The sequence below is a fragment of the Paenibacillus sp. LK1 genome (genome assembly GCF_002750415.1).
Lineage (GTDB): Bacteria > Bacillota > Bacilli > Paenibacillales > Paenibacillaceae > Paenibacillus > Paenibacillus taichungensis.
In genome coordinates, this window is the sequence record NZ_PEII01000010.1 from 21438 (window position 1) to 45802 (window position 24365).

General features: G+C 43.7%; 13 protein-coding genes. All 13 read right to left on the reverse strand.

The window, feature by feature from the left end; translation table 11 throughout:
• Positions 1-2 precede the first annotated feature (2 nt).
• The 13 genes from CS562_RS21350 to CS562_RS21410 all read right to left on the reverse strand — a co-directional run bounded on the left by CS562_RS21350 (position 3) and on the right by CS562_RS21410 (position 24355).
• Positions 3-1085: a hypothetical protein gene (locus tag CS562_RS21350; protein WP_099858168.1), complete on the reverse strand. Its 1083-nt coding sequence runs from the start codon at positions 1083-1085 to the stop codon at positions 3-5.
• A gap of 13 nt (positions 1086-1098) precedes the next feature.
• Positions 1099-1452 (reverse strand): hypothetical protein, encoded by a 354-nt coding sequence (locus CS562_RS21355; protein WP_099858169.1) that lies wholly within the window; start codon positions 1450-1452, stop codon positions 1099-1101.
• A gap of 1 nt (position 1453) precedes the next feature.
• A complete protein-coding gene (locus CS562_RS21360) occupies positions 1454-3220 on the reverse strand; it encodes a toxin-antitoxin system YwqK family antitoxin (protein WP_099858170.1) in 1767 nt (588 codons plus the stop codon).
• Positions 3221-3279: 59 nt separating this feature from the next.
• On the reverse strand, positions 3280-4419 hold the full coding sequence (locus tag CS562_RS21365) for a hypothetical protein (RefSeq protein ID WP_099858171.1): 1140 nt from the start codon (positions 4417-4419) through the stop codon (positions 3280-3282).
• A gap of 16 nt (positions 4420-4435) precedes the next feature.
• Positions 4436-9082 carry a hypothetical protein gene (locus CS562_RS21370; protein ID WP_099858172.1) on the reverse strand — a complete coding sequence of 1549 codons (4647 nt, stop codon included), beginning with the start codon at positions 9080-9082 and terminating at the stop codon, positions 4436-4438.
• 45 nt (positions 9083-9127) lie between these two features.
• Positions 9128-15022: a hypothetical protein gene (locus tag CS562_RS21375; protein WP_099858173.1), complete on the reverse strand. Its 5895-nt coding sequence runs from the start codon at positions 15020-15022 to the stop codon at positions 9128-9130.
• Between the two features lie 101 nt (positions 15023-15123).
• Positions 15124-16257, reverse strand: a complete 1134-nt coding sequence (locus CS562_RS21380; protein ID WP_099858174.1) for a hypothetical protein — start codon at positions 16255-16257, stop codon at positions 15124-15126.
• A gap of 16 nt (positions 16258-16273) precedes the next feature.
• A complete protein-coding gene (locus tag CS562_RS21385; RefSeq protein ID WP_099858175.1) occupies positions 16274-18229 on the reverse strand; it encodes a hypothetical protein in 1956 nt (651 codons plus the stop codon).
• A gap of 11 nt (positions 18230-18240) precedes the next feature.
• Entirely contained in the window at positions 18241-18543 is a 303-nt protein-coding gene (locus tag CS562_RS21390; protein WP_257219572.1) for a hypothetical protein, read from the reverse strand.
• Positions 18544-18669: 126 nt separating this feature from the next.
• Positions 18670-19086, reverse strand: a complete 417-nt coding sequence (locus CS562_RS21395) for a hypothetical protein (protein ID WP_099858177.1) — start codon at positions 19084-19086, stop codon at positions 18670-18672.
• Entirely contained in the window at positions 19086-22226 is a 3141-nt protein-coding gene (locus CS562_RS21400) for a M23 family metallopeptidase (RefSeq protein ID WP_099858178.1), read from the reverse strand. Before CS562_RS21400 ends, CS562_RS21395 begins: the two co-directional genes overlap by 1 nt.
• A gap of 13 nt (positions 22227-22239) precedes the next feature.
• The gene (locus CS562_RS21405; RefSeq protein WP_099858179.1) at positions 22240-23589 is read right to left on the reverse strand and encodes a hypothetical protein; all 1350 of its coding nucleotides are present in this window, start codon (positions 23587-23589) and stop codon (positions 22240-22242) included.
• A 115-nt stretch (positions 23590-23704) separates the two neighbouring features.
• Entirely contained in the window at positions 23705-24355 is a 651-nt protein-coding gene (locus CS562_RS21410; RefSeq protein ID WP_099858180.1) for an S-layer homology domain-containing protein, read from the reverse strand.
• Positions 24356-24365: the final 10 nt, after the last annotated feature.

The following is a 24365-nucleotide window of genomic DNA, read 5'->3' on the forward strand; positions in this document are numbered from 1 at the left end:
TATTACACCTCCTTTTCAATCTCGAACAACAGCACTCGCTGTCCGCCACCGAGAAGTAATGCTGAATCAAAGAAGTAGGGTTGGCCAGCATAAGCTGTACCGTTTGTTGCATAAAACTGCTGATTCGTTGCAGGATGTGCTTGGTCAAATGCATGGAAGACATAATATCTTTCATCTCCCAAATCAAGAATTGATCCGTCGGGGTATTTGCTAGCATCCTTAAGTACTGCGGTTCTTATACCATGAAACTCGCCTCTGGCACCTTCTGTTTCATGCCATACATAAAATGGAGAGATGAAAAATCTTCCCCCTACACCTGGTGAAGGTACTTGGGAACTCGTTGCAAAGTGATACAGTGCATTAGGTGTCCCGTTACGTGAAGCACGCATATATCCGCGTCCTGTCCGGTATTTAAGTTCATCATCATTGTCAATTAGACCGTGAGGAAAATGAGAAAATATGCCCACGTTGTCATTGGCAATCAACGGATCTTCTTCTTCAAAGGGTTGTATTCTGCCAATATACATTCTGAATGGATAAGCTACATTTAGGTTTGACTGTGGCTCTCCATAAAGAAAAATGTAATTCTCTGTAATAAAAACACTCCACTTTAAGTAGACGTTGACTGCAGTGTTAGTACTTCGGTAATCATAACCATGGACCGAATTAGAATCCATGGTATGTAATGGGGTTTCGGATACTGCACCCAAGTTAGTATATAAGTCGGGAACTACTGAATCGCCGTTATTTCTAAGACCTGTCCTCAGAACATAATTCTTAGACATAGCCCCGTATCCATTATCATTTCCATAATTATAAGAAGTAGAGTTCATGCAAATTGTAAAAAACATACTCGGATCTTTTATATTTTTAGCAGTAATTGTCCCTAAATTAGCTACCCCAATCTTGCCTGTGTTCCAAGACTTAGGTTGAGCATACGTATTATTATTGCTATAAGACCACTCCCAGTGGATGTCGCCATACAAATCCTGTGTTACAGTGTCATACAGGGTCTTAATGAATGTTGAACAATACGAGTAGAACTCATAACGACGCAGGGCACCTAACAAAATATTTTCAGCCAACTACCTTACCTCCTTAGGCACCTAATCTAATTTTCATATCGTGAAAGATGTTCTCTTTGACTACAGTAAGAAGAATTGCTTTCACCATGTCACTTCTCTCTTTTATGAGATTTTCTGGATAAGACTGCTCTTCTTCTACTGCTTTATCCTCTAACTCCATATCAGTAATAGCAGCCTCATGTATTTCCGGTAGTCCTTTAAGCGAAGACAAAAACTTATGTGCCACATTATCAAACAGAATATTGCTTTCAAAAGCAAAAATTAATATCTCGATTTCCTCTGTATTGAATGGCTCCGAATGATTGCCCACTAACTTATCCATAATGGTATGGAGTGCAAATTTGACATCCTGTACAGTCCTCGTCACTTCAAATCACAACCTTTCTGATTTTTACTTGTTTGATATTACCGATAGCGTCATATTCAAACGCTTTCTGAACTCCTCGGCCGTCATAAATCAAGGTTTCGGTCTTCACCGTACCGTCCGTATTGTAGGTAAATGATGTTCTTTTCAAAAGCTGCGGTGTCACGTTCACAGAGAACACTTCCTCGGACTCGATGTCACCATTTGAATAATAGTTATATACGACATCTAGTTCCAGAGCAGATCCTTCAAGAAAATCAATTCTTCTGCGGATGTCCGTATCATCGAAGGTATCTCCCCCTTGAAGCACGTAATACTCAGCTCCATTGTTAATTTCCCTCATTACCTTACCTGTAAGATCTCGCTGATACTCAATGGACTTGATCTGTCCGCTACTTTCAGTAATCTCTTGTCGTTCGAGGTTTCCATCCATGCTATAGAAGTACTCAATCGTGCGATTAATTCCTCCATTAATCTTTTCTCTATGTACTTTTCCATCGGGATAGTAGGTATAATCCGTTACCGAAGTCGTGTTAATGATAGACCCTCGGCCAATGACAGTTACTCTAGCTTCCTTAGGCACATCAAATCTAAACCGAATAAGCGTATCGCTATATTCAATGTAATCGTCCCCTACATCCATGCGTATTCCGTCCAGAAATACCTCTGCGGAATTTGAACCAATCACGTATCGAGGTACCTGAAAATCCCTGGTAATCGACAATCTACTGTTAGGAGACGAAGTGAAGTGAAATACCGATTGATGTTCCATGGTACCTCGGCTTTCAGCTAATTCAAGTCGGCTCTGCATGTTATCGAGTCTGTCTTTAAGAGCATCATAGACGACTCCATTTTTATCTTCCCGTGAAACAACAACCTCTTTTGAAGTGGTCTCCAATTCGGTTTGCATGGCTTTGATCTCTGCATCATGTGTAACGATCGTTGTGGTATGCATGCCAACAGTTGTTTCCAGACTAGTTACGCGTTCTCCTAGTGCAGACATGTCATTTTCGATAGAGCCCTTAGTTAAGAAATATCTAAAATCCATAGCCGTGAGTGAAGTCGTTGGTGATACCCCAACATCAAGTCCACCAATAATTATAGCATCTTGCGGTTCCTCCTTTTTTATACTATAGGAGTACCTGCCATCCTCATGCAGAAAAATATAATAAGATGTATTTGCTGTGATGTCCGGAATGCTAAATGTTTGGGAAAATTGATCTACAATAACCTTGTTGATACTCGCTCTCCCGGCATTAATCGTAACTTGAACACTGTTATACATACTCAGATATGTGGGGTTCGTAATGGCGAAATCCTGAATGGGCTGCTTAGATACAACCTCAATGACCTTCTCCAAAGTATCAAAACGTTGATTTATCGATACCTCTTCTCCACGTGCTTCCTTAATTTCTATCTCTGCCAAACTCAATCTTTTCTCATGATCATCCTGATTCTTCGAAAGGACGTTGACATCTGCTCTTACCGTCAGAATGTCCTGCTGAACATCATCAAGTCGTGAGTTGTTCGAAGTTACTGTAGTCTCCACATCGTCTAGTCTCTGCTCATGATCAATTACCTTATCACGGCTAACATTTGCAGATTCTTCTACTAGAGTCATTCGATCACCCAGACTAACCTCAGAACCTCTGGCGTCATCCAATTCTGCAAGATAGGAATCAATCTCAGTATGCGTTCTAACTCCGATATCACTTAGTTCCCTATGACTCCTGGCGGACGATGTATGAGACTGGTTAATTCTTACTGACATTTGACCACCTCCATTCTTGCCTTACATAATCTATACGTAATGGTTCCATTAAAATTAAGCTAGATGTATGTCGAATACATTTGGAGAGAAAATTTAACTTGGGAGGCATATCTATCTTGTGATTCTTCCCTTTCCATTCGCAGCCAAAATGGATAGGAGGCTCCCGGCGAAATGCTAAAGGCCGTGATTGAGTAACTGAAAGCACCCGGGATACCTCCAACGTCAGGCGCAATTTGTACTTTTTCCGTGCCTGTTGTAATCGCAAAGGTTACATCCTTAAATTCTCCTGACAGCATGGGATTTTTGGCGACCATTCGAACTTCTTGAGTTGCGGAACCACCTGCTGTTAAATAACCAAGGAAACGATCCGTGTTTGGGTAAAGCAGGACATCGAAATCTTCTCCGGTTTCAGGATTCGACTCTTTATAATATAAATCTGGAGTAACCTCGAAATACATTTGGTCACCTCTAAAGAGCTTTATGGAATCCATGGCCATAAAACGATTGCCATCAGGAAGCTTAACCCCGAAATTCCCCTCAAACGGATACAAATATTGTCCCATATCAAAATGCACAACCGTTTCCTCGGACCGACATACTCTTGATTCGAGCACAATCCCATTCTTGTCAATCAGATCTACCACAGTTCCTTTGGTCAGATTATCTACGGCAACAGACGTCCCCTTGTTGATTCGAATATACTGAACTTGCATTGGATGATCTCCATCCCCTTTTAAATAGAGACCAATCTTGGGCGCTCCCGCCAATTCAACGGAACCTATAATGTTCCACAGCAAGCCATCATCTGACCAATATGCCGTATAATAGTTGTAGTCTCGTACTAACCGAATCCAAGGATAGGTTTTCAACAAAGGGGTTGGCAGAGACATATCTAGAAACTCTTCAATCTCCATGAAATTATGCTCGTCCACAAAAACAATAACGCCTCCATAACACCCCTCCGTATCCGGGTTGTAACTGTTCCTCACATCCATCACGAATTGCTTGATATCCGTTAAAGGTTTGTAGAACATATACAGTGGATCGGAGCCATGTTTCAGCACTAAGCTACCTCTACCCGCTTCAAAGCGGGCAGGGTCGTTAGGCAGCACTTCCCATTTAAAATCAAGGCTGGAGTTGGAATTGGTGAAGTCTTCCTCGTAAATCCTGCCTGATTCTATCAATCTTGCAACACCCATAAAGATCCTCCTTTCATTACGTGAATAGCCAGATCCGCTTACCGATCACACACATCTTAGGCCTTGCTTTCCAAACTTCCAGCAAGCACTTGATGAGTGCTTCTACACACTGGTCTCCACCTCCACCTTCGCAGTAAGGAATGACATAGACGTCATCACAGATCCAGTTGGTCAGTTTCATCCAGTCCAGGTTCGCGTATTCGTAACTACGTGTACCTACTTCCTGAAGTGAGGTGAACACCCATTTGAACTCATGTTTGCCTTTGGGCACCGGATGTGAGAAGGAATAGTATCCACCCTCTTGAGTGAATGTTTTGATCAGCTCATCGTCAATGAAGAAATCGAGCTGACAATCAAACGGCTCAGGTACCCACACCCATCTTTCGTAGGCTTTGAAGTCATGCACCCGGAAGGTGGTCATGTATCGTTTTCCTGTCCAGTCACTAATTTCCCCTTTTTGATCCGTAGTAATCTCCACTTTATACTTGCTATATGGCTTGGGAGCCAGATCATTCAGTTCGAAGCCCTGATACCCATCCCCGTAATACTTTTCATCCCATAATACTTTTCCGTCTTCACGTGTAATTTTTACGCGCATATTACTGTTATCGCAGCCGCCCATCCAGATTGGTTTGTTATTCCAAACTTCGAAGTGGGTCACTTCTGCCCAGGATGGATCTAATTTGCTACGATCTTCAATTTGCATTGAACCTCCCCAGATCATGGCGCCATCTCCAGGGCAGTCCTGCTCGAATCGAACGCGAACCTCGTAATTTTTTTTCTGATCTGAGGTATTCTCGACTTCAATGGAGATGATCTGATCATCTTCATTTGTCACTGGTCGTGGTGGAATTAATAGTTGACCGTCCTCATAAGTTTCAATGACAATTTTGGTTCCTCGACAAACCCTATCTCTATTCTCGTACAATCGAATAACGTCGAGCCAGGCATGACTGCCACCATCTGGCGCAGTCGTGCCTGGGCCAGGTGGATTCCATGTATCCTCCCCAGGATGTGGTGATTGCCCTTCCAGGTACAAACGCCCCTGTGAATCTGTACAGTACGCATTCCAAGTTTCTCTAAAACGTCCTCCACTAAGTGTAAATCCTCCAGCATCCAAGCCACTACCGCCAGCTGTACCTGATGCTTTATGCAAACTGTATTGAACTGTGTATGCCTTACCAGGTATTGTATAAGGAGTAAAATCCATATTGTATGTCTGTATCTGTCCATTACTTGCAGGGTAACGATAGGAGTAAAGCGTTGAACCTGCAGTTTTATCGATCAAATCAACCAATACATACGTCTCACTATCCGTTCTGTTAGGATAAACCAGATTGCCGCCGTTCAATCCAGCAGAGTCTTTTGTTTTAATGGATAGATTCTTAATAGAAGCATGGTAGAGAAAACCATCTTTATCTTGATCACTGTCACCAAAAGTATCCGTAATGCCAATGCAGATATAGTAATATCCTGCTTTCAAATTAGTAACTGTTTCAGAAAAGGTCGCTGCTGTATTCCAGTCAGTAGCACTTATATTCTTGTAATTCACTTTCCCGTTATTTTTCCCTCTGTTATTAATTTCGTTTAATATTATTCGTTTCGTACCAGATTCAGGATAAAAATACACCCTAAATCTCGCTTTTTGTTGATCCTTATCTCTCAGATAACAAATATATCTAAAATCAATGCTAAACTCGCCTTCACAGTAAAATCGTTGAAAAATCATTTTGGTATGTGGACTATCAAACTCCGTTTTCGGTTCCCCAGGAGATAGACTTTTCACATTTAATCCGTAATAATTGTTTTCTTTATTTTGATAAATGGTACCTGGTTCGGCATAATATTGTCTCATCATGTCCGAAGTTCGAATGGGTCGTAAACCCGTGTTGTTTAATTTCTTTATAGGATATACCTTTAGTGTCTCAACATAATCAATTTTACCAATGTGAGGAGCATAAAAATCCCGGGTAATATATTTCCCTTCATCCAGAAGTCTATGACTGCCGTCATAAGTTGCTCCTTCATTTTTCCATCCCCACAGACTCGTCTGGTCAGACCGTCCTGAATAAGAACTTTGTCCATACTGAATCTCATGATTTTTCATTCCACCAGGAAAACATAATTCTCCAAATGGATTTGTAGTCGAACCATTTGACTGACCATTTCCGGTACCGTTTCCGCCTGGATTTGCAGATCCGCTGCCAGATCCACCTGGGTTACCGTCGCTAGGCACATATGCCTTACCATCCCGGTAAATCCAGCGAAAACGGTGACTGCCTGAGGGAACTGGATACATGCAGTTTGTTCCATCGTTTCCATTCGATTGATTTCCTGTCCAGACTGAAACGCCATCTACCTGAAGCTCCAATTTCTCTCCGGGATCGAAATCGCCACCATACTGCCAGAATATGTAACCTGGCTTATCCAGTTGTGCATCAAGTTCGCAGATGAATTCCTGATCATGTCCCTGCGCCCACATCACGCCATCACCATGAATCAATTCTTTCCAATCCCAGCTTCCTATAAATCTTAATCTTGAATCAATCTTATCTTCATCATTGAACAGTTCATCAAATACCATTTTATCTCTATTTGCACCCGTTTCTGGATCATAATTATAGTCCATCGCGGGATAAATCCGCATATGTTCTTTAATATTAAATTTAGCACCAGGGTTCAACTCCGCTTTGTACGTGATCGTATCCCCGCTCTGTTCCGTCCTTGCACCAGCATCCGTTACATCCCATCCACGTTTCACATCAACATATGAACCTAGCGGAGACGTTGTACGGTATGTATTGCCCGTGTTATTACCATAAGTAAACAACTTGTCCAACTTATATTTAAAGGGGTCTTCCGTTAAACTATCTCTGATTCGAAATTGGATTACGTTGTTTCCAGCTTGCAGAGGAATACGTACTTGTTCGCCGTTACCATTCATCGTTGTATAATGAACGGACATACCATTTACAGTTACCTCAAACGCTTCAGTAGGCCGTAACTGGTGCTTATAACTGAATATGAACCACCCCTCATCCTGTAAAGGTACCGAGGTCTGAGCAATCATATCCCCTTCCTTTGGCTCTTCCAGACGCAATACATCTCCTTGATCAATCCAACTTGGATTTCCCGAGATGTACCATTGATATTTCCCAATCCCTTGTCCACGATGAGACGGCTCCCAATGATCAATCTCTCGCGGGGGACAAGTTACTTCAAGTGCACCTCTTAAGTCCACCGTCGTATCCGGCCCTGCAACAATTTCATATTCGATTTTAGCCTGGTTGGTCTCTGTTTCTGAATAGTCCCCATTCAGTATCCATTCCACACCATGCACTGAGCGAGCATAGCTACCATGATCTCCATATCCACGCTGGGTCCGCTGAACGAATTCATCATCAAAAAACAATTGATAATCATGATCGGGATACGGCTCTTCATCCACACCCATTTTGTAAGCAAATGAAATCGTACCATCACATTCGTTATCCAGGTCCATTGTCATGGTTTTCTTACGCAAATCATCCGTAATGAACTGTCCTTTAAAATGTGCTTGTGCCACACTTTGCGGTGATCTTACAACCCAGTTTCCATACTCATATACGTCCTCGCCATCCAGATCGTAATCCTTCGGCGCAGGCGGCTTGCGTGTATCCACAATCTCAACCACTTCAACATCCTTGATATAGATGCCATTGTTCTGCCATACTTCAGGTCGCATTTTGCGGATCAGCCAGTCAAACTTGTACATCTGACCTGGCTGCAGTGTAAATGCAGCTTCCTGCCATCCGATATTTTCACTCCATTCGCCTCCGACTTGCTGCCCATTAATATAGAACAGCATGCCATTACCGCGCTTAGCACTAGCCAGGTACTTGAACCTGATCTGTCCATAACGCTTCACACGCCAGTTAAATGTGATTTTGGATGAGTTTCCAATCTCGAGAAGCCCTAGATCCAGTTTCAAGATCATCTCTGAACCAGATTGTTCATTTCGGCCTACGGAATGGACAGCTACCCATTCCTGATCCTCCGTCGATGAGACATATCTAAAGAAATCAGGAAATTTGTTCGAGAAGGGTATGTCCTTTTTCATCGAAAAGAGCGGTATCTCATATACGGTTGCATCAAAATGATTGAAGTAATTCCCACTAAAATGATGGTAGTAGGGTGCCGGACAGACTGGCAATGACACACCATGATGGCTGCCTCCAGGCTTCTGAGCATTTTCAAGAATCTTGCGAATACAATCTTTAATCATTTGCAGTACCCGCTGATATTGCGTTTTGTCTGGAGGCTGCTGCTGTTCCACCCACCATTCAATCCTGCGGTACATATTCCATAACGCTTCGCGACAGCGCACACTCGCATACCATGACTTATCTCTCAGGTACTGCTCAATGATTTGATCAATACTGTTCTCTAGCGCATCCAATTGAACCGTCTGCCATCGTCCTATTTGACCGTAACCTGGATCACCCAGAATAGGGTTATTTTCTTCACCATGCCGATCGGTTTCGCTCCTTGGTGCATTGGGACTCTGCGGTAAATATGCAGGGTTATTAGGGTTGTCGTAACTTTCGTCCGCAATCTTCGCCCTCATATTCGCGAACAATACACCTTTCTGTGACTTGGAGAACAAACCAAATGTATGACCCATACCAATCACCTCCCAATCTCTCTATACGACAAAAAGAGCACCGAGTTAATCGGTGCCCGTAAGATCATATTGTAATTTCGAATCCGTGTAGATCTGGAGCTTGTTTTCCATGACTGATACGGACAATGTATACCATTTATTCTTCTCCCACTTAAACGGTTGCATCGGAGAACCTACTGCAGTTGGATTGCCAGCAACGATTTTATATAATTGCATCGGTGTCCTCATATCCAGGCTGTTATCACTGTCTCCTCCGTGAACCATAAACATCCAATAATTATTTTCATCAAAGTATTTGAATATAATTCCGGCACCGTCACCATCCGTGTCCGTATCAACCTTGAAGTCAACGGAGAACTTGTAGGTCTCTGCCAGAAAATTATTACGATACCATCCACTGATGTCCTTCGTATCCTCTTTGGAATAAAACTTCCCAATCAATCGGTCCCGATCCCAATCGCCCTTACCGAATTTATTCCAGTCATCAGACTGGGATAGCTCCAGCGCATCCATATCCTTGGAGTAAGGATAGTATACATTGAACGGATCATTCGGTTCATAGTCCTCTGGAACGCCCAAGCCTCCCTCCCAATCTTCAGGATCCATCCCCCTATCCAGCAAATCATCTGAGTAATCGAATATAAGACCCTGTGCCATCGTATCCATCATCGGTATGTAAGCATCAGTAGATTCACGGTGCGCCACCGGATGATCAGTCAGTGTGAAGCTATCACGCGGTTCCATCTTGGCTTCATGATATATCTCCATTAGATGAGTCGTTCTCTCAGGAAGAAACGCGTGTAACTGTTCCAAATATTCTGCTCTCTTCTCAGGCCTTTCAGCGAAAATAAAACCTGTGATGACTTGAGAACAACGTTCCTCAAATGAAGCCATGAGCCGATCAGGATCCTCAATTTCAGACAGTCTAGCATTGGCTATTCCTGTCGGTAAATCTCTCTCTATTCTAGTTTCACGTTCCTCAGTTATCCCTTCAAAATCATTCTTACTGAGATAAGCTGGGTCTATCAACTTGCTGCCAAAAGTCTCGCCATCATTAACAATGTAGCTTGTATATGGAGAACTATGTCCATAGCTTACCTCATCATCTGAGAAAGCAAACCTTTGAAGTGTCGTCCCATAAATTCCGTCGAAATGATTTCCGGCTCGTTGATCTGTAGCTCCACTTTCCAGCTCATGTGAATGACCATGTCGATCGATTTTTCCTGCTGTGACATGCTCCCAATCGAGAGTCGCGCTTCTTAACAGGCTCATCCCAGAATCCAATTGATGGTTATAGGCCTCATAAGAAACTCTGGAACTGATGAACGAATTCTCCTCAATGTGACCATCTCTTGTTCTAAGATAAGCATATTCGCTTTGGATTAGGTCCAGCTGCTTATATTGAAATCCAACAAGTTCCATCTCCAAGATGGATTTTTTTAGCTCTTTGTTTCCGTAAAACATGTCCTGATCCAACGATCCAATTCGCAGTTTTATTACATCATCGACCGTCTCATGGGTATGTGCCCATCGTTCACCTTTTCTACCGAAAAGGTTGTCATGCTGGAATGCTGATCTACCCTCTTTATTTAAATCAAAAGTTTGGATCAAGTCAGCTTCTTTACCGTTCTTCAAGCCGAGAAGCTGTGAATGAAGAAATGAATCTTTGGCATTATTCAATCCGAAAATATTTTCTTCCAAATGTCCATATTGCGGTTTGTCAGCGAGCAGATTCTCTTCCATATTGCCATACTGGGGCTTATCTGCTGAGAGCAAATTCTCAATCGCTCCATACTTCAGGTTTGTCCCACCTACAATCTCAACCGGAACATCTCCGTATTTCAAATTCGTTCCGCCAACTATTTCTATAGGTATATCTCCATAGCTAAGTCCCGTGCCCCCCACGGATTCCACCGGGACATCACCATACTTCAGATTTGTACCGCCCAGTGGCAATACAGGATCAAGATAACCATATTGCGGTTTGTCCGCTACCAGTTGTTCTTCAAGATTAGCAATCTTTTCTTTAACGCTCTCTGTTGTCTCATGAAGGTAAGAATCCTGAGTATTTTTGTAGGCAAAAACAACATCATTATCGAAATTTATAGCATCTCTATACAGATGAATGGAAAGTAGGGACTCCTCAATTAAGGCTATACGTGTACCCTTCGATCCTATTACCAAGATATCTTCCAGTGTCAAATCCTTTTTGCCCTTTATCGATTCATAATTCAGTTCAATAAAGTCCGTATCCCTAATACCTTTGCCACCATACATACTCTCATCAACCAACTGGCTGAAGCGTAATTTGACCACTTCACTCTCAACCTCATGGATTGATGCTTCTTTCATAATTCTTGTGGAATAGTTCTCTTCAAGCATGAAGGACAATCTGTTCATGTTATCCGAAATGATTTCAACGTTCAATTGGCCCTTGCGTGTGATTGAATCAGCCAATAGGATATCATCATGGTCAGCTGGTTTCATTTCTGTAAATGCCAGAAATAACTCATTTTGCACCAATCCATAATGATCTCCCCGGTTCCCAATAGGAGCGACGCTTTCCAAAGTGGATTCCCAAGTTTGGCGCATTCCTGCATTAAACTCCATATCCATCGCAATTTCCCTTGCCCACGAGGAACCGAGTGTATTTCTAGTCTCTGCTTCTCCATCTCGAGGTTTTACGCTGCCAATGGAATAATCCTTGCTAAGCAAAGACGGTCTCCATATCAATGTAGCCAGAGAGTAATCTATATCAATAGCAGCTTGACGTGGTTCAATCATTCCAATAGAATAACTCTCATTAAAATACAACTGTCTAATTTTGGATGTACCTATGGAGTACTCATCAGTAAATAGAGCCTCTCTTGTTGGGCTTGTTCCCATAGCCTCATGATCTTTCGAATATCCCTCACGAAGCTTTGGCATTCCAATAAGATATTCTGTATTCAAAAGCATCTGGCGCAAATTCGTGCCACCCAATGTGTATTCTTCATTGATGGTTCCATAGCGGTCGCGGGAAGCCCCCCCCATATTGAATTCAGTATGAAGTACACTTTCACGATTCCCGCTGGAACCCATGCTACCATGATCGAGAACATCTCCATCACGTTCAAATTTCGCTCCCGTCGTATACTCGACAGAGGCTTGTCCTTTACGTTCAACCTCACTACCCTGATACGCCGGGTCGTCTGGAAATAATCCTCCGCCTGGAGTCAAGTAGCCTAATGGATCTTCCGCCTCAATCATAGCCGGCCTTGTATTAAAATCTGCCCCATAAATTACTTCCGTAATTTCGCCATGCAGATTCTCCTTCACCTTTACTCCCTCGAAACCGTCTGCCTCTAAAGTGGACCTACGTCTGTTCATTTCAGCCGATATGGATTCATCTTCAAGTATTGTTTCACCCAAATGTTTCGATGCTTCTGCAAGTTCCGTCCCAATAACACCAATCTGAGAGTTCTTCGCACCTTCGAAATTAAAGGAAATAATACCTGACCTTGATCCTTCTTTGTCAGCTGTCAAGATCCCACAGTCGATTAACGCGTCTACCCGTTCCCTCACCCCAACCAGGAAGTTTTCGTCAAAGTAATTAGAAGCACGATCATCATTCACAGCCTCCATCATCATTTCCAGAATGACAGCAGGACTGTTCTGCAAGATCTCCCCAACAATGAATTCCTCGTCCAGATATCCAGGGTACGCTTTATTCCCCAACCAGCCTCCACCAACCAATTTGTCCAAGAGTTCGTCTCGAATCATAGTCGGACGACCTATATCTCGAATAGACCGAAGAATGGAATCCATATCCATCTTCTTACGATTTCGGTGCGATACAAGTGGTTTATCTGTTAGATGCAATTGCTTCTGATTACCGTTCTTTTCAAACGTTTTTAAATTTTCGAGCAGGGAAGGACGTATCATTTCTTTCTCAGCCAGATGCTCCTCAAACTCAGGTAACCATAAATCATGGGCCAGCGCTCTCTCTGCCGTTGTTAATTCTGTCGTATAGCCATTAAAGGATTTTTTTCTGTCTGCACTTTCCTCAATGTTGGGAATGAAAAGTTTCCTGTTTTCTAATTTTGCAGTATGAAATCTTTCCTCAATATAGGTTTCGAACTTACTCTGCCTCTCACCTAGAGAAAGATGGCTAAGTAATTCAAGAGCCTCTACGGATACTCGTTTACCTATTTTACTTTCCCTTTCTACATACCCTGGGATTTTGCTGATCCGTCTGCTTTCTTGCAGATCTCTGAAAACGAAACCATACTCTGTACTTTCGCGGTAAGCCTGGTCAGCATCACGATCAACAGTACTTTGCACCACATAAATCCGTCGAGCCTCAGGACGCTCATATTCAATATACATTCTCTCCAGATAAACTCTCTGAGCCGTAGTCAGATCATTCATGATGTTCATCTCTTCAACATGATCTCGAACAGCCCATGGAAAATGCCTTTCCACATCGGTAATTGACTCTATATCCCTTTTGGCTAAAATAATGTCCGATTCTATAGTTGAAGGATGTTTGTCTATAATTCTGTGAGCTTGCATCGGATGCCAGAGAATCTCACTTGGACGAAGTACTAGCTCGGATCGATATCGATCACGGCTGCTTTGAACAAGATCATCTTGAAGGTGCAGTCTCTTATCGACTTGGCGTACACCTCTTATATCCGTATGGAGAACTGTGGGGTACTGACGCTCCTTCAGTTTGGCAAGTACATTCTCATGAGTCATCATCTCATACTCAATGTCACGAGTAGCTTGATTCAATTGTGACAGGAACATACTCTCTTCAATGTCCCTGAATGCTTGAGCAATTTTCCCCGTTGTCATACCACTAAATGTAGTCTCTCGTATAGCACCACCCAGCGTTCGCATGAGAGCCAGTTGGGAAGTGTTATACACTCTTGTACCTTGAGAGCTCGTCCGATCAATATGCATATACTTTATTTCCTGAAATCGGCGAATAAAAGCTGTAGACATTTCTGAAAAAATAGATAACTGCTGGTCATTGTAAATCCTCGCTCCGATAATGGTAGCTTCCTCGGTATATGTCTCCTTATCGCTCTCCCTTGACCCGAGCAGGTCCTGATACAGCAGTTCTACATCTTGTCTGCTTACCTTCTGAGACTGAATACTTTCCCCGAGTACTGTAGTCCTAAGATTATCTTGCAGTGCTTGCAACAGAAAATTGTTCTCCGTTGATCGTCCGATAATCTTCTTCACTTCCTCGAAAACCTCTGCCACATCCATATCCGGTTTATCATTTCTGAGGGAGTGCACTAATTCCTTAATCACCAATTCGGATTGACTGTCTTCCTCTGCGCTATCTGCATAGTCCGCAATCATCCCAAACTCACTCACCCTGAAACTGATTTTGCCGGGCTCTAGCTTGTCCAAATTCTTTACAAAGTTACGGGTAAGACCCAAATTTCGCACAATCTTCAGCTCTTTGTCGTTATCCACCCGCCAGCCTTCTGTCATGTCTTCATCGACGGCTGATGCTTTCTCATCATTTAGTCTATGACCTTCTTGCCGATGATCCACCTCCAAAGCTTCAATTAACGCAGATCTCTCCATCTCAAATGAAAAATCCATAATATTGCCTTGCTTAGTGGTCGAGCCCGATCCTTCTGAGGATCTAGGTAGAATGCCTTCTTTACCCTGTTTGGCATCACCCAGCACAATAAACCGTTCTTCTCCTTCAAGATCCTTGCGGATCGCTTCCACAAGTTGATGATTGAACCCGTGAGAAATCGATCTTGCCATATAGAAATCAAGCATCAGGACACTTGGATAACGACTGTAAGGCATATATATAAATCGATAATCCTCAGGCCTGCTTCCTGTAGTTCCAACAGTGAACAGGTAGCCGTACTGAGTTGTCGTATAATCTATTACGGTAAAATCGTACTGGTTAACTACTTGACTCACGTCACTGCCCCCTTCCAATGAAAAAAAGGGAACTCCTGAGTGGAGTCTCAGAAAGTTCCCTCTCACTGAATCTATACGATTCAGCTTTCATTCAGTTCAACTTACAAGTAGCGGACTTCCTTCAGAATGGCCACGCCCATGCGTTGGTTGGCAGAAAGATTCATAAAGTTCTGTGCCGTATCTGTATCGAAGTAACGATACACTTCTTGGTTCCAAGACTTACCTTCCACATCAATGATCAACTCATCAAGGTGAAGGATATTATGCTTCGTCACTGCGATGCAGTTATCGAATTGACCGCGGTAGCCCTCATAAGGGTGGACCACATAGATTGGAGACAAGTGATATTTGGAAGTCCACTTCGATGCCTGGAAGCCTTGTGGTTCCAATTCCAGACCTGTATCCCCCAATTCCGGATCAAGATAAGCTTTACCTTTTGGTGGAGCTTGTGTAATAAAGGAAGGGTAATGCTGCTGGAATTCAATACCTGATTTGGTTTTCAGCATCTGAAGTGTGTTGTTACCTGCAGAAGTGTATTGACCATAATAGTATGTTCCTGTTTTGGCAATCTGAGAAATATCGGGTTCCTCAATCACGGCACCGGCTGTCAGCATCACGTTACCGTCTACATCATTCAGGTTGTATTTGAACGGTTTCAAGGCACCTGCATACAAGAAGGATTTTTTGTAATCAAGGAAGTTCACCGCAGGGTCTGCAACAAGAACCATTGCTAAGCGGTTGTTCATGACATTGACATACATATATACAGGTTTCTCTTTATTTCGATCCGTTGGTGTATAGTTTTCCAGTGCCCATTGGTAAAGTACCGGATGACCTGTCAATTTGAAGGTAGGTCGGGTTGTAACTGGTAATGTAGTTGGCTCACTGCCCTCGAGTCCTTCAAGCAATTGTACAGTTAGCGTACTATGCTCTTCATAAGCCGGAACAGGTGCAACGACTCGTGGTACCAAAGCATGATTGATGAAGCTAACATAGAATTTTTTGGTGATTGGACTTGCTTGAGTTCCGATCGTCATAACTCCACGAAGGATGAGTTCCTGAACGCGATCGTTGCTGTCCTTTTCCTCATAGAATACTTCCCACAGATTTTGTTCTTGGGTCTCACTCGCAGTTGACTCAAAAGGGAAGCTCTTAAAGCCCGTTACCTCCTCCTTCAGTTTTGTCAACAAGTCCTGGGAAGTGGTGATTGTCTCTACATATTTAAAGTTTGCCATTGTGTAGTAGTCCTCCTTATTTTATCTCTTTCAAAAATGCAATGGTGATGACATCTGGTGATGGTGAATGCTTGAACAGATTCAATGGGCTCTTGATACTGAAAAATTTATAAACTTCTGTCCATGTCCCCAGAGAAGGGTTAGACTTATCTTTCATAATCTCTGTATCTACGATTAATTCATCACGATTGACCAGGTTATGATCGTAAATCGCGACCACACCATCCATATATCCCCGATACCCCTCAGCCTGATGAACAAGGTAGATTGGACTGGCGTGATACTTTCCTGTCCAGAGGGACTTTTGGAAACCGTCCGTATCGACAACAAGTTTGGACAGCCCCGGAGGAAGTGTACCGACAGAAGGATAATTTGGAAGATGCGAAATAAAGGCCGGGTAATAACGTTGAAACAGGACATTACTGCGTGTCTTCAACATAGACATGGAATCCATGCCATTTGAAGTGTACTCCCCATATTTGGCGTACAGATCCGGATTAAGGTCGGTTAGAATATCTTTCTTCGTATAACCTGTCATATCCGTCCGCAAATCACCCATACCTACCGTAACCCCGAAGTTCCCCCCATGGTCAAAGTCATTGAACGGAACAATTTTGCCTATGTATCCAAAACTTCGATAATAGCTATGGATATTCGGTGAAGGATCACCTTCAAGAACAACGATAACCCGATCATTGTTTACCGATAGCGTATAGGCTACCAGGTAGTCTGGTCTGCGTTTTTTGTTAGGCAGCCAAGACGTTGTAGAATCTCGCCCATGGAAAAAGCGAGCTGCCGGGCTGACAATTTCTGTTTTCCCGTCGTAGTCCAACTTCCACTTCGTAGATGGTGGGATAAAAGGCTTGATCGCAGTTGGATCATTCCAAGATAAATAAATATAGTGAGCCTTTAACTGGTCTATTACGGTAGGGATTTTTCCCATAACTAGTGTATCAGGATCACATATGCCATCATACGTTGCGCTCTGACTTCCCTGAGCAAGTCTCCCCTCGAAACCTTCACCATAGTATACATTGATATAGTTCCAGTCATAAGCAGGCTGCTCAAGCATGACGTAATAATCTCGAACCTGAATTCCAGCGGGTATTGTAGGGGTCCCTTTAATAACTACCTTCGCGGGCACATAGTTAAGAACGTCAGCTGTATAATACAATTCATCAAATTTGTATATTTGCTTTACAGGTTCATAGTAACTATCAATGATACTAGCCCATGTCCAATAAGGAGTATATTCATAGTTATTAACTTTTCTTGAGAAATTATATTGAAATTTCCCTTTTGGTGTGAGCTTGATCGCATAAGCCCAATCCGTAGGCATCTCTGTCACAATCTCAAATTGGTTCCATTCATTCGACGGTTTGGTTGTTCCATCGAGGTTACCTATCACTTGACGTACCAAGTATGCTCTATACCCGTCTGGAACGGAATCATCCACAACAACAGTTACTAAACAACCAGGAATATCAACGTACTTTGTCTCATTGGTTTGAACATCTTGATAACTGAACTGCACGACCTGAATTTTACGCCCCGTCTTGTAGTTACCGTAAGTTTTTCCAACATTTGATGAATCTGGTTTCGACTTTCCTTCCACTACTTCATCAAAGTAAGTCTGTCTCACTTCCCACAAGCAGCCATTGGCATCCAAGGCAGAATCACCCGAATGACTTTTCGCTTCAGTCCAATCCGGAATTTTGTAAACTTCGTACTGATTCCCGTCAGAATGCGCGTACATTCCGATAATGCCCTTATTATAACTTTTGCTGTAGGTCACCCACTCCGCTCCGCCAGCCTCATAGACTTTTTCCCAACGATTTGCATCAATTCCGCCTTCTACTCTGGGAATGTCAGCACTCACAATCTCATCGGCCAACGTGTTGATCAGATTTTGTGCTTCCGACTCTCCGTCAATAAAGGCGGCAAAGTTCGTCTGCGGTTTTTGCAGTGCCATCGTCACCCTCCTTATCTCAAAAATTTGATGTTGTACCAGACCGACTTGGCTTCAGCCACCACGCTTACGAAGTCAAACTTAATGGTCGTTCCCGCCGGAATCGGGTAGACAATTCCGAAACTGTTACCCATGGAAACCGACTCGGGAAGCTCCTTCGTATAGATGGTTTGACATACTCGCTCCGTCCCGATCGTCAGTTCCCAGTAATCGCCGACACAGTAGTGACTCGCAGCAAACGCAATGCTCAGAAACTCCGTGTCATACGCCAAGGTGAACGTATCGGACTTGGTGGTCTTGGCCGCCGGAATGTCCAACATCTGCCCCCGTATGAACGGGATCGTCTTTTTACTGAAGTGTGGGTACGGCAGCTCGCGCACTTTGTCGATGACGCCACCCGCGATGTAAGAAACATTAAATGCCATGGAACCACCTCCTATATGCTATATACGATTTACGCTCGTTCCAGTTAAGCGTCCTTCGTCATCATAATTTAGACCAATATTATAGGTGAACATCGACTCTCCACTTGGATCAAATGTACGGGCGGTCACCTGTGTTAACCTGAAATACTTGTAATAGTCATAATCCGGGTGGGCATAGCCCACTCCCGCAGGAAAGTCTTCTTCTTCCTCTGAGCCAAACTTCATCCAGATCGAAACCTTCCACTCCGATTCATAGAAGAGGTCTGCTCCAGTCACTCTATCCGGGTCCTGCAGGTGTTCCCGATATAATGTAACGGAAGGCTCACCTTCAAGAGGAGAAACATTTGAATTGGAGACACTGCTATATTTGCGAAGCTCCCGGTGGATTAGATCCAGCACGGGAAAAACAATATTTTCATTCACAATGCCGGCCATTACACCATCACTCCCTTTCTTGCCCACATCATATCAATAACCTGTAGCATGCCACGATCCACCGAATAACTGGTTTTAATACTTTTAATCGTATATACAGCCCGTGTGGTGGTCGTTTTATCTGTCACAATGACGTTGTCGAGCAGATCGAGCGCAGGGTTCGCAGGAATAGATACCTGCAGCGTACGGCACATACGTTTCATATCAAAAAAAGCTCGCTCTGCCACCTGTCTTTTGGCTTCAACCGTCTTCGCCCAAGGAACAGCAAGCACCATGGTTCGAATCTCACCTTTGAGTTCGAGCAAAATCTCCTTGTCCACAAAACTGTTCTGATTACCATTCGAGTCGATAACAACGATGTGACTTCTTCCTCTGGACCAATCCGTGGATTTGGTAATAGAGATTAGATTGTCGTTCTCGGAAAACTCCGCAATGACCGGTTTGTCATAATTCAAGCGCTCCAATCGGTATGTACCATGACGGTCACAGTAGCTTCGATACGGAATCTCCGAGATAATTTCCTGAACGGCTTCCGTAACTTTGGCGGACCATTGCTCAAACGTTTTGCCATACTCCTCAATGAATGGATTAAGCCATCCATTGGGCGTAAGCACCGTACTTGCATCCTTGACTTCAAACTCACCCTCCTGTCCCGGTACCGGAACAATGACTCTGCCCGTCTTCTGATTTACCTCAATCAGATAGGTCTCGTCGATTACATAGTCAGGATAAGAGCGATCCTCACTGGTTGCCCTCCAACCCACCATACCTGCATGTTTAACGAGATCTAGGACAACCGTTGATTTGACCCAGGCCGGCTTTTCAAGTTCCACAGGCTGAGCTGGTGTCGGTGTAGCTGCCGGAGTGGAGGTTGCTGTTATAGTCCAGCTTGCCGGGTCTGCGAGCATCTCCTGATAAAAGGTCCATACCCTGTTCACCCAATTATCCCGATCCGCACTCCAGGTCATCGGAGCAATGTCTCCTCCATTATGAAAATAAAGTACATCCGCCTTGGAAGTCACTTTCTTCCCTCTGGAAGCCAGTGCTTTAGACATCCGTTCTGCACCACGCTTCATCTGCTCCTGGATTCCCTTGTAGCTGGGGTTACAAGCTTCTGTACTAGGACAGCCGTATCCGAGAATGAAGCTGCCGTTCTCTTCTTTACCCTTACCTTGTGTGCCAAGTACGGTCTCATGCTTGCATATCGCAAGCAAAAATTTGTGATCCGGTACGCCATAGGCTGCAGCTTGAGCTTGAGCAGCCTGAATAATGGATGATGTCCGGTCCGTCCCTACTGCTGCAGGGGGCACCGGATCTGGCACATTATCAATCTCATCTACCTCCGGATAAGCTTTTTTCTCCGAAATGACTTTCTCGATAATGCGCTTATACATATCTCGAGCTGTGATCTCCAGCGTGGAACCCTCACCATTGATGTCCACTTTGTCAATCAGTCCGGTAAATACCCGCATCATATGCTGACCATAGCCCATGTAGATACGTATCGGTGTGTTTTCACTCAGAACCCCAACATGAAATCCGTTGGCAAAATAAGACCATGGAGATGGCACGCCCCCAAGCTCGGGAAAATGGGCAGGATTATAATCCGGGGAGAAGAATCCCCTGGGATTGGAGATGGTCAGCCGTGCTTCCCTGGCTTCAGAGTCAAACTGATCATCGATTTCGGCACTAATGATATTAGGAAGAACCTGCGTGTCCATATACACAAAAGATCCAACCTGAATAACATCCGACTCTTGCCTATTGTTCATGACAAAACCTTCATAGCTGTTCGTTTGATAATAGCCTTTGGACGGATCAAGTCCTTCTTCACTCTTTTTATTTTTCAATGGAGCAGGCAGCAACTCTTGTATACGAATAAAATCAATGGCGAATTTTTTATATTTCACCTTCGAAGCAGGAACCGATCCGGGTGGAACAGTGGTGTTTTGTTTGCCTCCATAAGTCACCTTAATTTTGATGCTTTTGGCTTTTGCGGGGATTACAATATTGTTCAATTCCGTTAGTTTGGTCAGGTCATATGCCCCGCTGAACTTATTGACATAGGCATACGTTTTACCATCAATCACCACAGCGAAAGAATCCCCTTCCGCTTCACTAAAATTAGTTCCCATTCCAATACTAAGAAGCCCTTGAGTAGGCATGCTCAGTTTAGTCACGTTAATCTCAAATTCAACTACGGCGGCTTTGCCATCAAACGTATAGAGCAACTTGCCTCCCGAATCAAACAAAGTCCAGCCCGATTCAATCTTGGCATACTCCAAAAACTTCAAACCGGTTGTATAAACGCTTTTTTCATGCCAGTTACGTTTGTCGAACTTCTCATTCAATTTGATCTCTCCTGGATATCCTTCGACCTGAACCGGCTTTACATCAGCAAATGTTGTTTTCGCATCTCCGTGCATTTTACGCTTTCCGCTCAGATATAATTGGGGATCGACCGCCTTACCTCCCTCCCCAGTCTTGGACGTTGGACTAACCCCTTCCCAAATCTCGAAATGCAGATGTCTTCCTCTGCCCGCGGCACGTTCAGCAGCTGAAACCTTGTGGCCATTCGTGTACACCCCCCCTGTATTACCAAGAGTACCAATCACTGCCCCCTGTGCCACTTGATCATCCACCGAACAGAGAATTTCTTTCAGATGAAAGTACTTTGTGAGTAAACCATTGGCATGCCTGATCGTTACGGCATTACCCGCGCCCTTTGTTTTATTGCGAGCTGTATGTACAACCTTTCCAGCCCAAGCCGCCAAAATTGGTGTTCCCATGTCATCAAACAGATCAATCCCTCGGTGACTTCGAGAACCGCCATCTCTGGCTGCACCAAATTTATCTGTAACTGTAATGCTATCAATCGTTTTACCCTTGACCGGAAAATAAATCTCCTGGGTATTCGCTAGAGTCGAGCCATTATAAATACCGTTACTCGACTCATCCACCCAAACGGATTGTGTACTGATGACGGGTACTTGCTCGGAAACCATATGTCTGAACTCTTCTGTCCGTCCCGGGATAAATGCAAGCCTGTCTACTTCAACCCGGATATTAGGAAGTGCTCCTTCCCCCAGCTTCAGACGCTGAGACAGCACATTCATAACCTCATCCGAAATTGGAATCATATTGTATCTCCCCCTACTTAAATCGCTCGATGGTCCACTTCATGAATCGGTCCAGGAAGGCCACGGCTTCAGCCCGTGTCATAGCGGAATTACCCAAAAACCATGTCTCATCCGGTTCCGTACCTCCTACAGGTCTGCCCATATTAGTTACCACTGCTGCATCATCCAGCTTTTTCTTGATATTGATGCCTGCAATCAGAGGATCATTATTGGCAAATGTTTCGTCTTCCATCTCCGAAACGGCTATTTTCCAGAAAGCATCCTTGGACTGTTCTACCCGCTCACCCTTGGTTTGATAATAAATGGCCGAATCTTTTCCGACGTCTGCGAACCTCTCGCTCACATCTTTGAGATAATAGAAAGTCACTTCGTCGCCTTCTGAGAAAGGTTGACTGAAGACGACCGTATGGTTGTCAATTTCTGAATAAGGCGGAGTTTCTTGCACTTTATCTTTCTTTTCTTCTTTGAATTTCACTGTAACTTTAAGTTTATTTTTACCTGCTGGATAATTGCCGTTAAGTCTAAACACCCGTTGTCCCTGAAATGCCTTAATAGGCTCATTAATCCCCGTCGTTGGCGCTTCCTTGTCCGTAAATCTGGCATAGAACACCTTGCGTAGCTTGTTAATCAGATGAAAGGCTTCTCCCCGCTGTATAATCGCATTAGGAAAAAAACAGTTGTTGTATGCCGGTTTAAGGGTTGTCGCTTTGATGTCTTCACTCTTGAATTTGAATGCTCCACCACTATTCTTCGTCCAATAATTGAACTTGCAGGTGACACCATTCAGATTAAATGGGAGGAAGACTGATCCTCCTGGACTGACACAATATACATCTGTCCGGTAACCAATTGCCTTTGTTGCAATTTTGGTTACCGCTGCCGCATCCCCCATGGTGTCTGCCCATACCTCGGAAGGAATACTGAGTCTGCGAAGCGGTTGGCCTGCTGCATACAAATATTCTTGATGATTACGACTGAATGGATCGTAGAAATAGGTCGTGGCTGCACTAAGTGCAGCTCTGGGCAGATCTCCAGTCCAGGAGACCGGTGGCCTTTTCCAATCACTATCCAGCAACGGTTCTCCATAACTACAGAAGGACACCATCTGACCTGCTTTCACACCGGTATACAACTCTACATCAGTTAACCCCTTACTATTTGTTTCAGCCGTTTCGTAGATCGTTTGAACACCATCAATAAACACATACAATGGATTGTCATCTGTCGGCTTAATCAGAACAGGCAGACTAAATGAGGTTTGCCCCGCTTGCCCCTTGATTTCCTCATATACAAAAGGCTTGCCTTCCTCAAACTTGTTATAGTTGATCCCGGCAACAAAGACTTCACCATCTTCCAGAACCATATTCGTGGCTTCCATAACATCGTTATAGAACCAGTCCCCTTCGTTTACATCAACCCATTTTCGTATGATAAACACCCCCTATCTTTAGAATAGACAGAAAAGAGAGTAGGTCACCCTACTCTCGAATGGTTCGTTCCAGCAGACGCTTCGTGCGCATCAGGAAAGTAACAAACTCTGCTCTGGTTATAAAATCTTCCGGCCTGAAGTATAGAATGGGTGTACCATCCAATTCTGTTACAACCGTCAGCCCCAAATCAGCCATGCGTTCAATGGAGTCTCTTGCCCAGTGATTCTTACCTTCCGTCGTCTGTAAATCCTGAAACTGAACCGCACTCTTGCGGTCATATCCATCTTTCTTGATCAGGGTCATGGTCAATTCGACCTTGTAACCCTTCTGATCTTTATCCATCGTATCCTGATGATAGAAAATTGGGTCGACTTTGATGGACTCTACAACACCAACATAAATATTGCCCTTCTCATCATAAAATTTGTGCGTCCAGCCTACGTACATGGCGTAGTCATGATAGGATTGCTTGTCTTTAAACAGGATGTTAATGATGGACTTGTACGAAGACACACCCATCTGATGAAAATGCGAGGGAGCATTAATCATTTTAATTTCCCTCACTTGCGGATTGGGCGACGGTGAAGAGTACGGATCAATAATCCGCCCCTTCACAGGCTCAAACTTCATGCCTGTATCCACATATAGCCTTCTTTTATACCGGTCATTAGCTGAACCAAACGGGTCTTGCTGAGACATATCAGATGCC

Excerpts from the sequence above, each read along its gene's own strand:
- CS562_RS21365 (WP_099858171.1), bottom strand. The coding sequence starts at position 4,419 with ATGGGTGTTGCAAGATTGATAGAATCAGGCAGGATTTACGAGGAAGAC.
- CS562_RS21400 (WP_099858178.1), bottom strand. The coding sequence starts at position 22,226 with ATGATTCCAATTTCGGATGAGGTTATGAATGTGCTGTCTCAGCGTCTG.
- CS562_RS21385 (WP_099858175.1), bottom strand. The coding sequence starts at position 18,229 with ATGGCACTGCAAAAACCGCAGACGAACTTTGCCGCCTTTATTGACGGA.
- CS562_RS21405 (WP_099858179.1), bottom strand. The coding sequence starts at position 23,589 with ATGGTTCTGGAAGATGGTGAAGTCTTTGTTGCCGGGATCAACTATAAC.
- CS562_RS21395 (WP_099858177.1), bottom strand. The coding sequence starts at position 19,086 with ATGGCCGGCATTGTGAATGAAAATATTGTTTTTCCCGTGCTGGATCTA.
- CS562_RS21360 (WP_099858170.1), bottom strand. The coding sequence starts at position 3,220 with ATGTCAGTAAGAATTAACCAGTCTCATACATCGTCCGCCAGGAGTCAT.
- CS562_RS21370 (WP_099858172.1), bottom strand. The coding sequence starts at position 9,082 with ATGGGTCATACATTTGGTTTGTTCTCCAAGTCACAGAAAGGTGTATTG.
- CS562_RS21410 (WP_099858180.1), bottom strand. The coding sequence starts at position 24,355 with ATGTCTCAGCAAGACCCGTTTGGTTCAGCTAATGACCGGTATAAAAGA.
- CS562_RS21380 (WP_099858174.1), bottom strand. The coding sequence starts at position 16,257 with ATGGCAAACTTTAAATATGTAGAGACAATCACCACTTCCCAGGACTTG.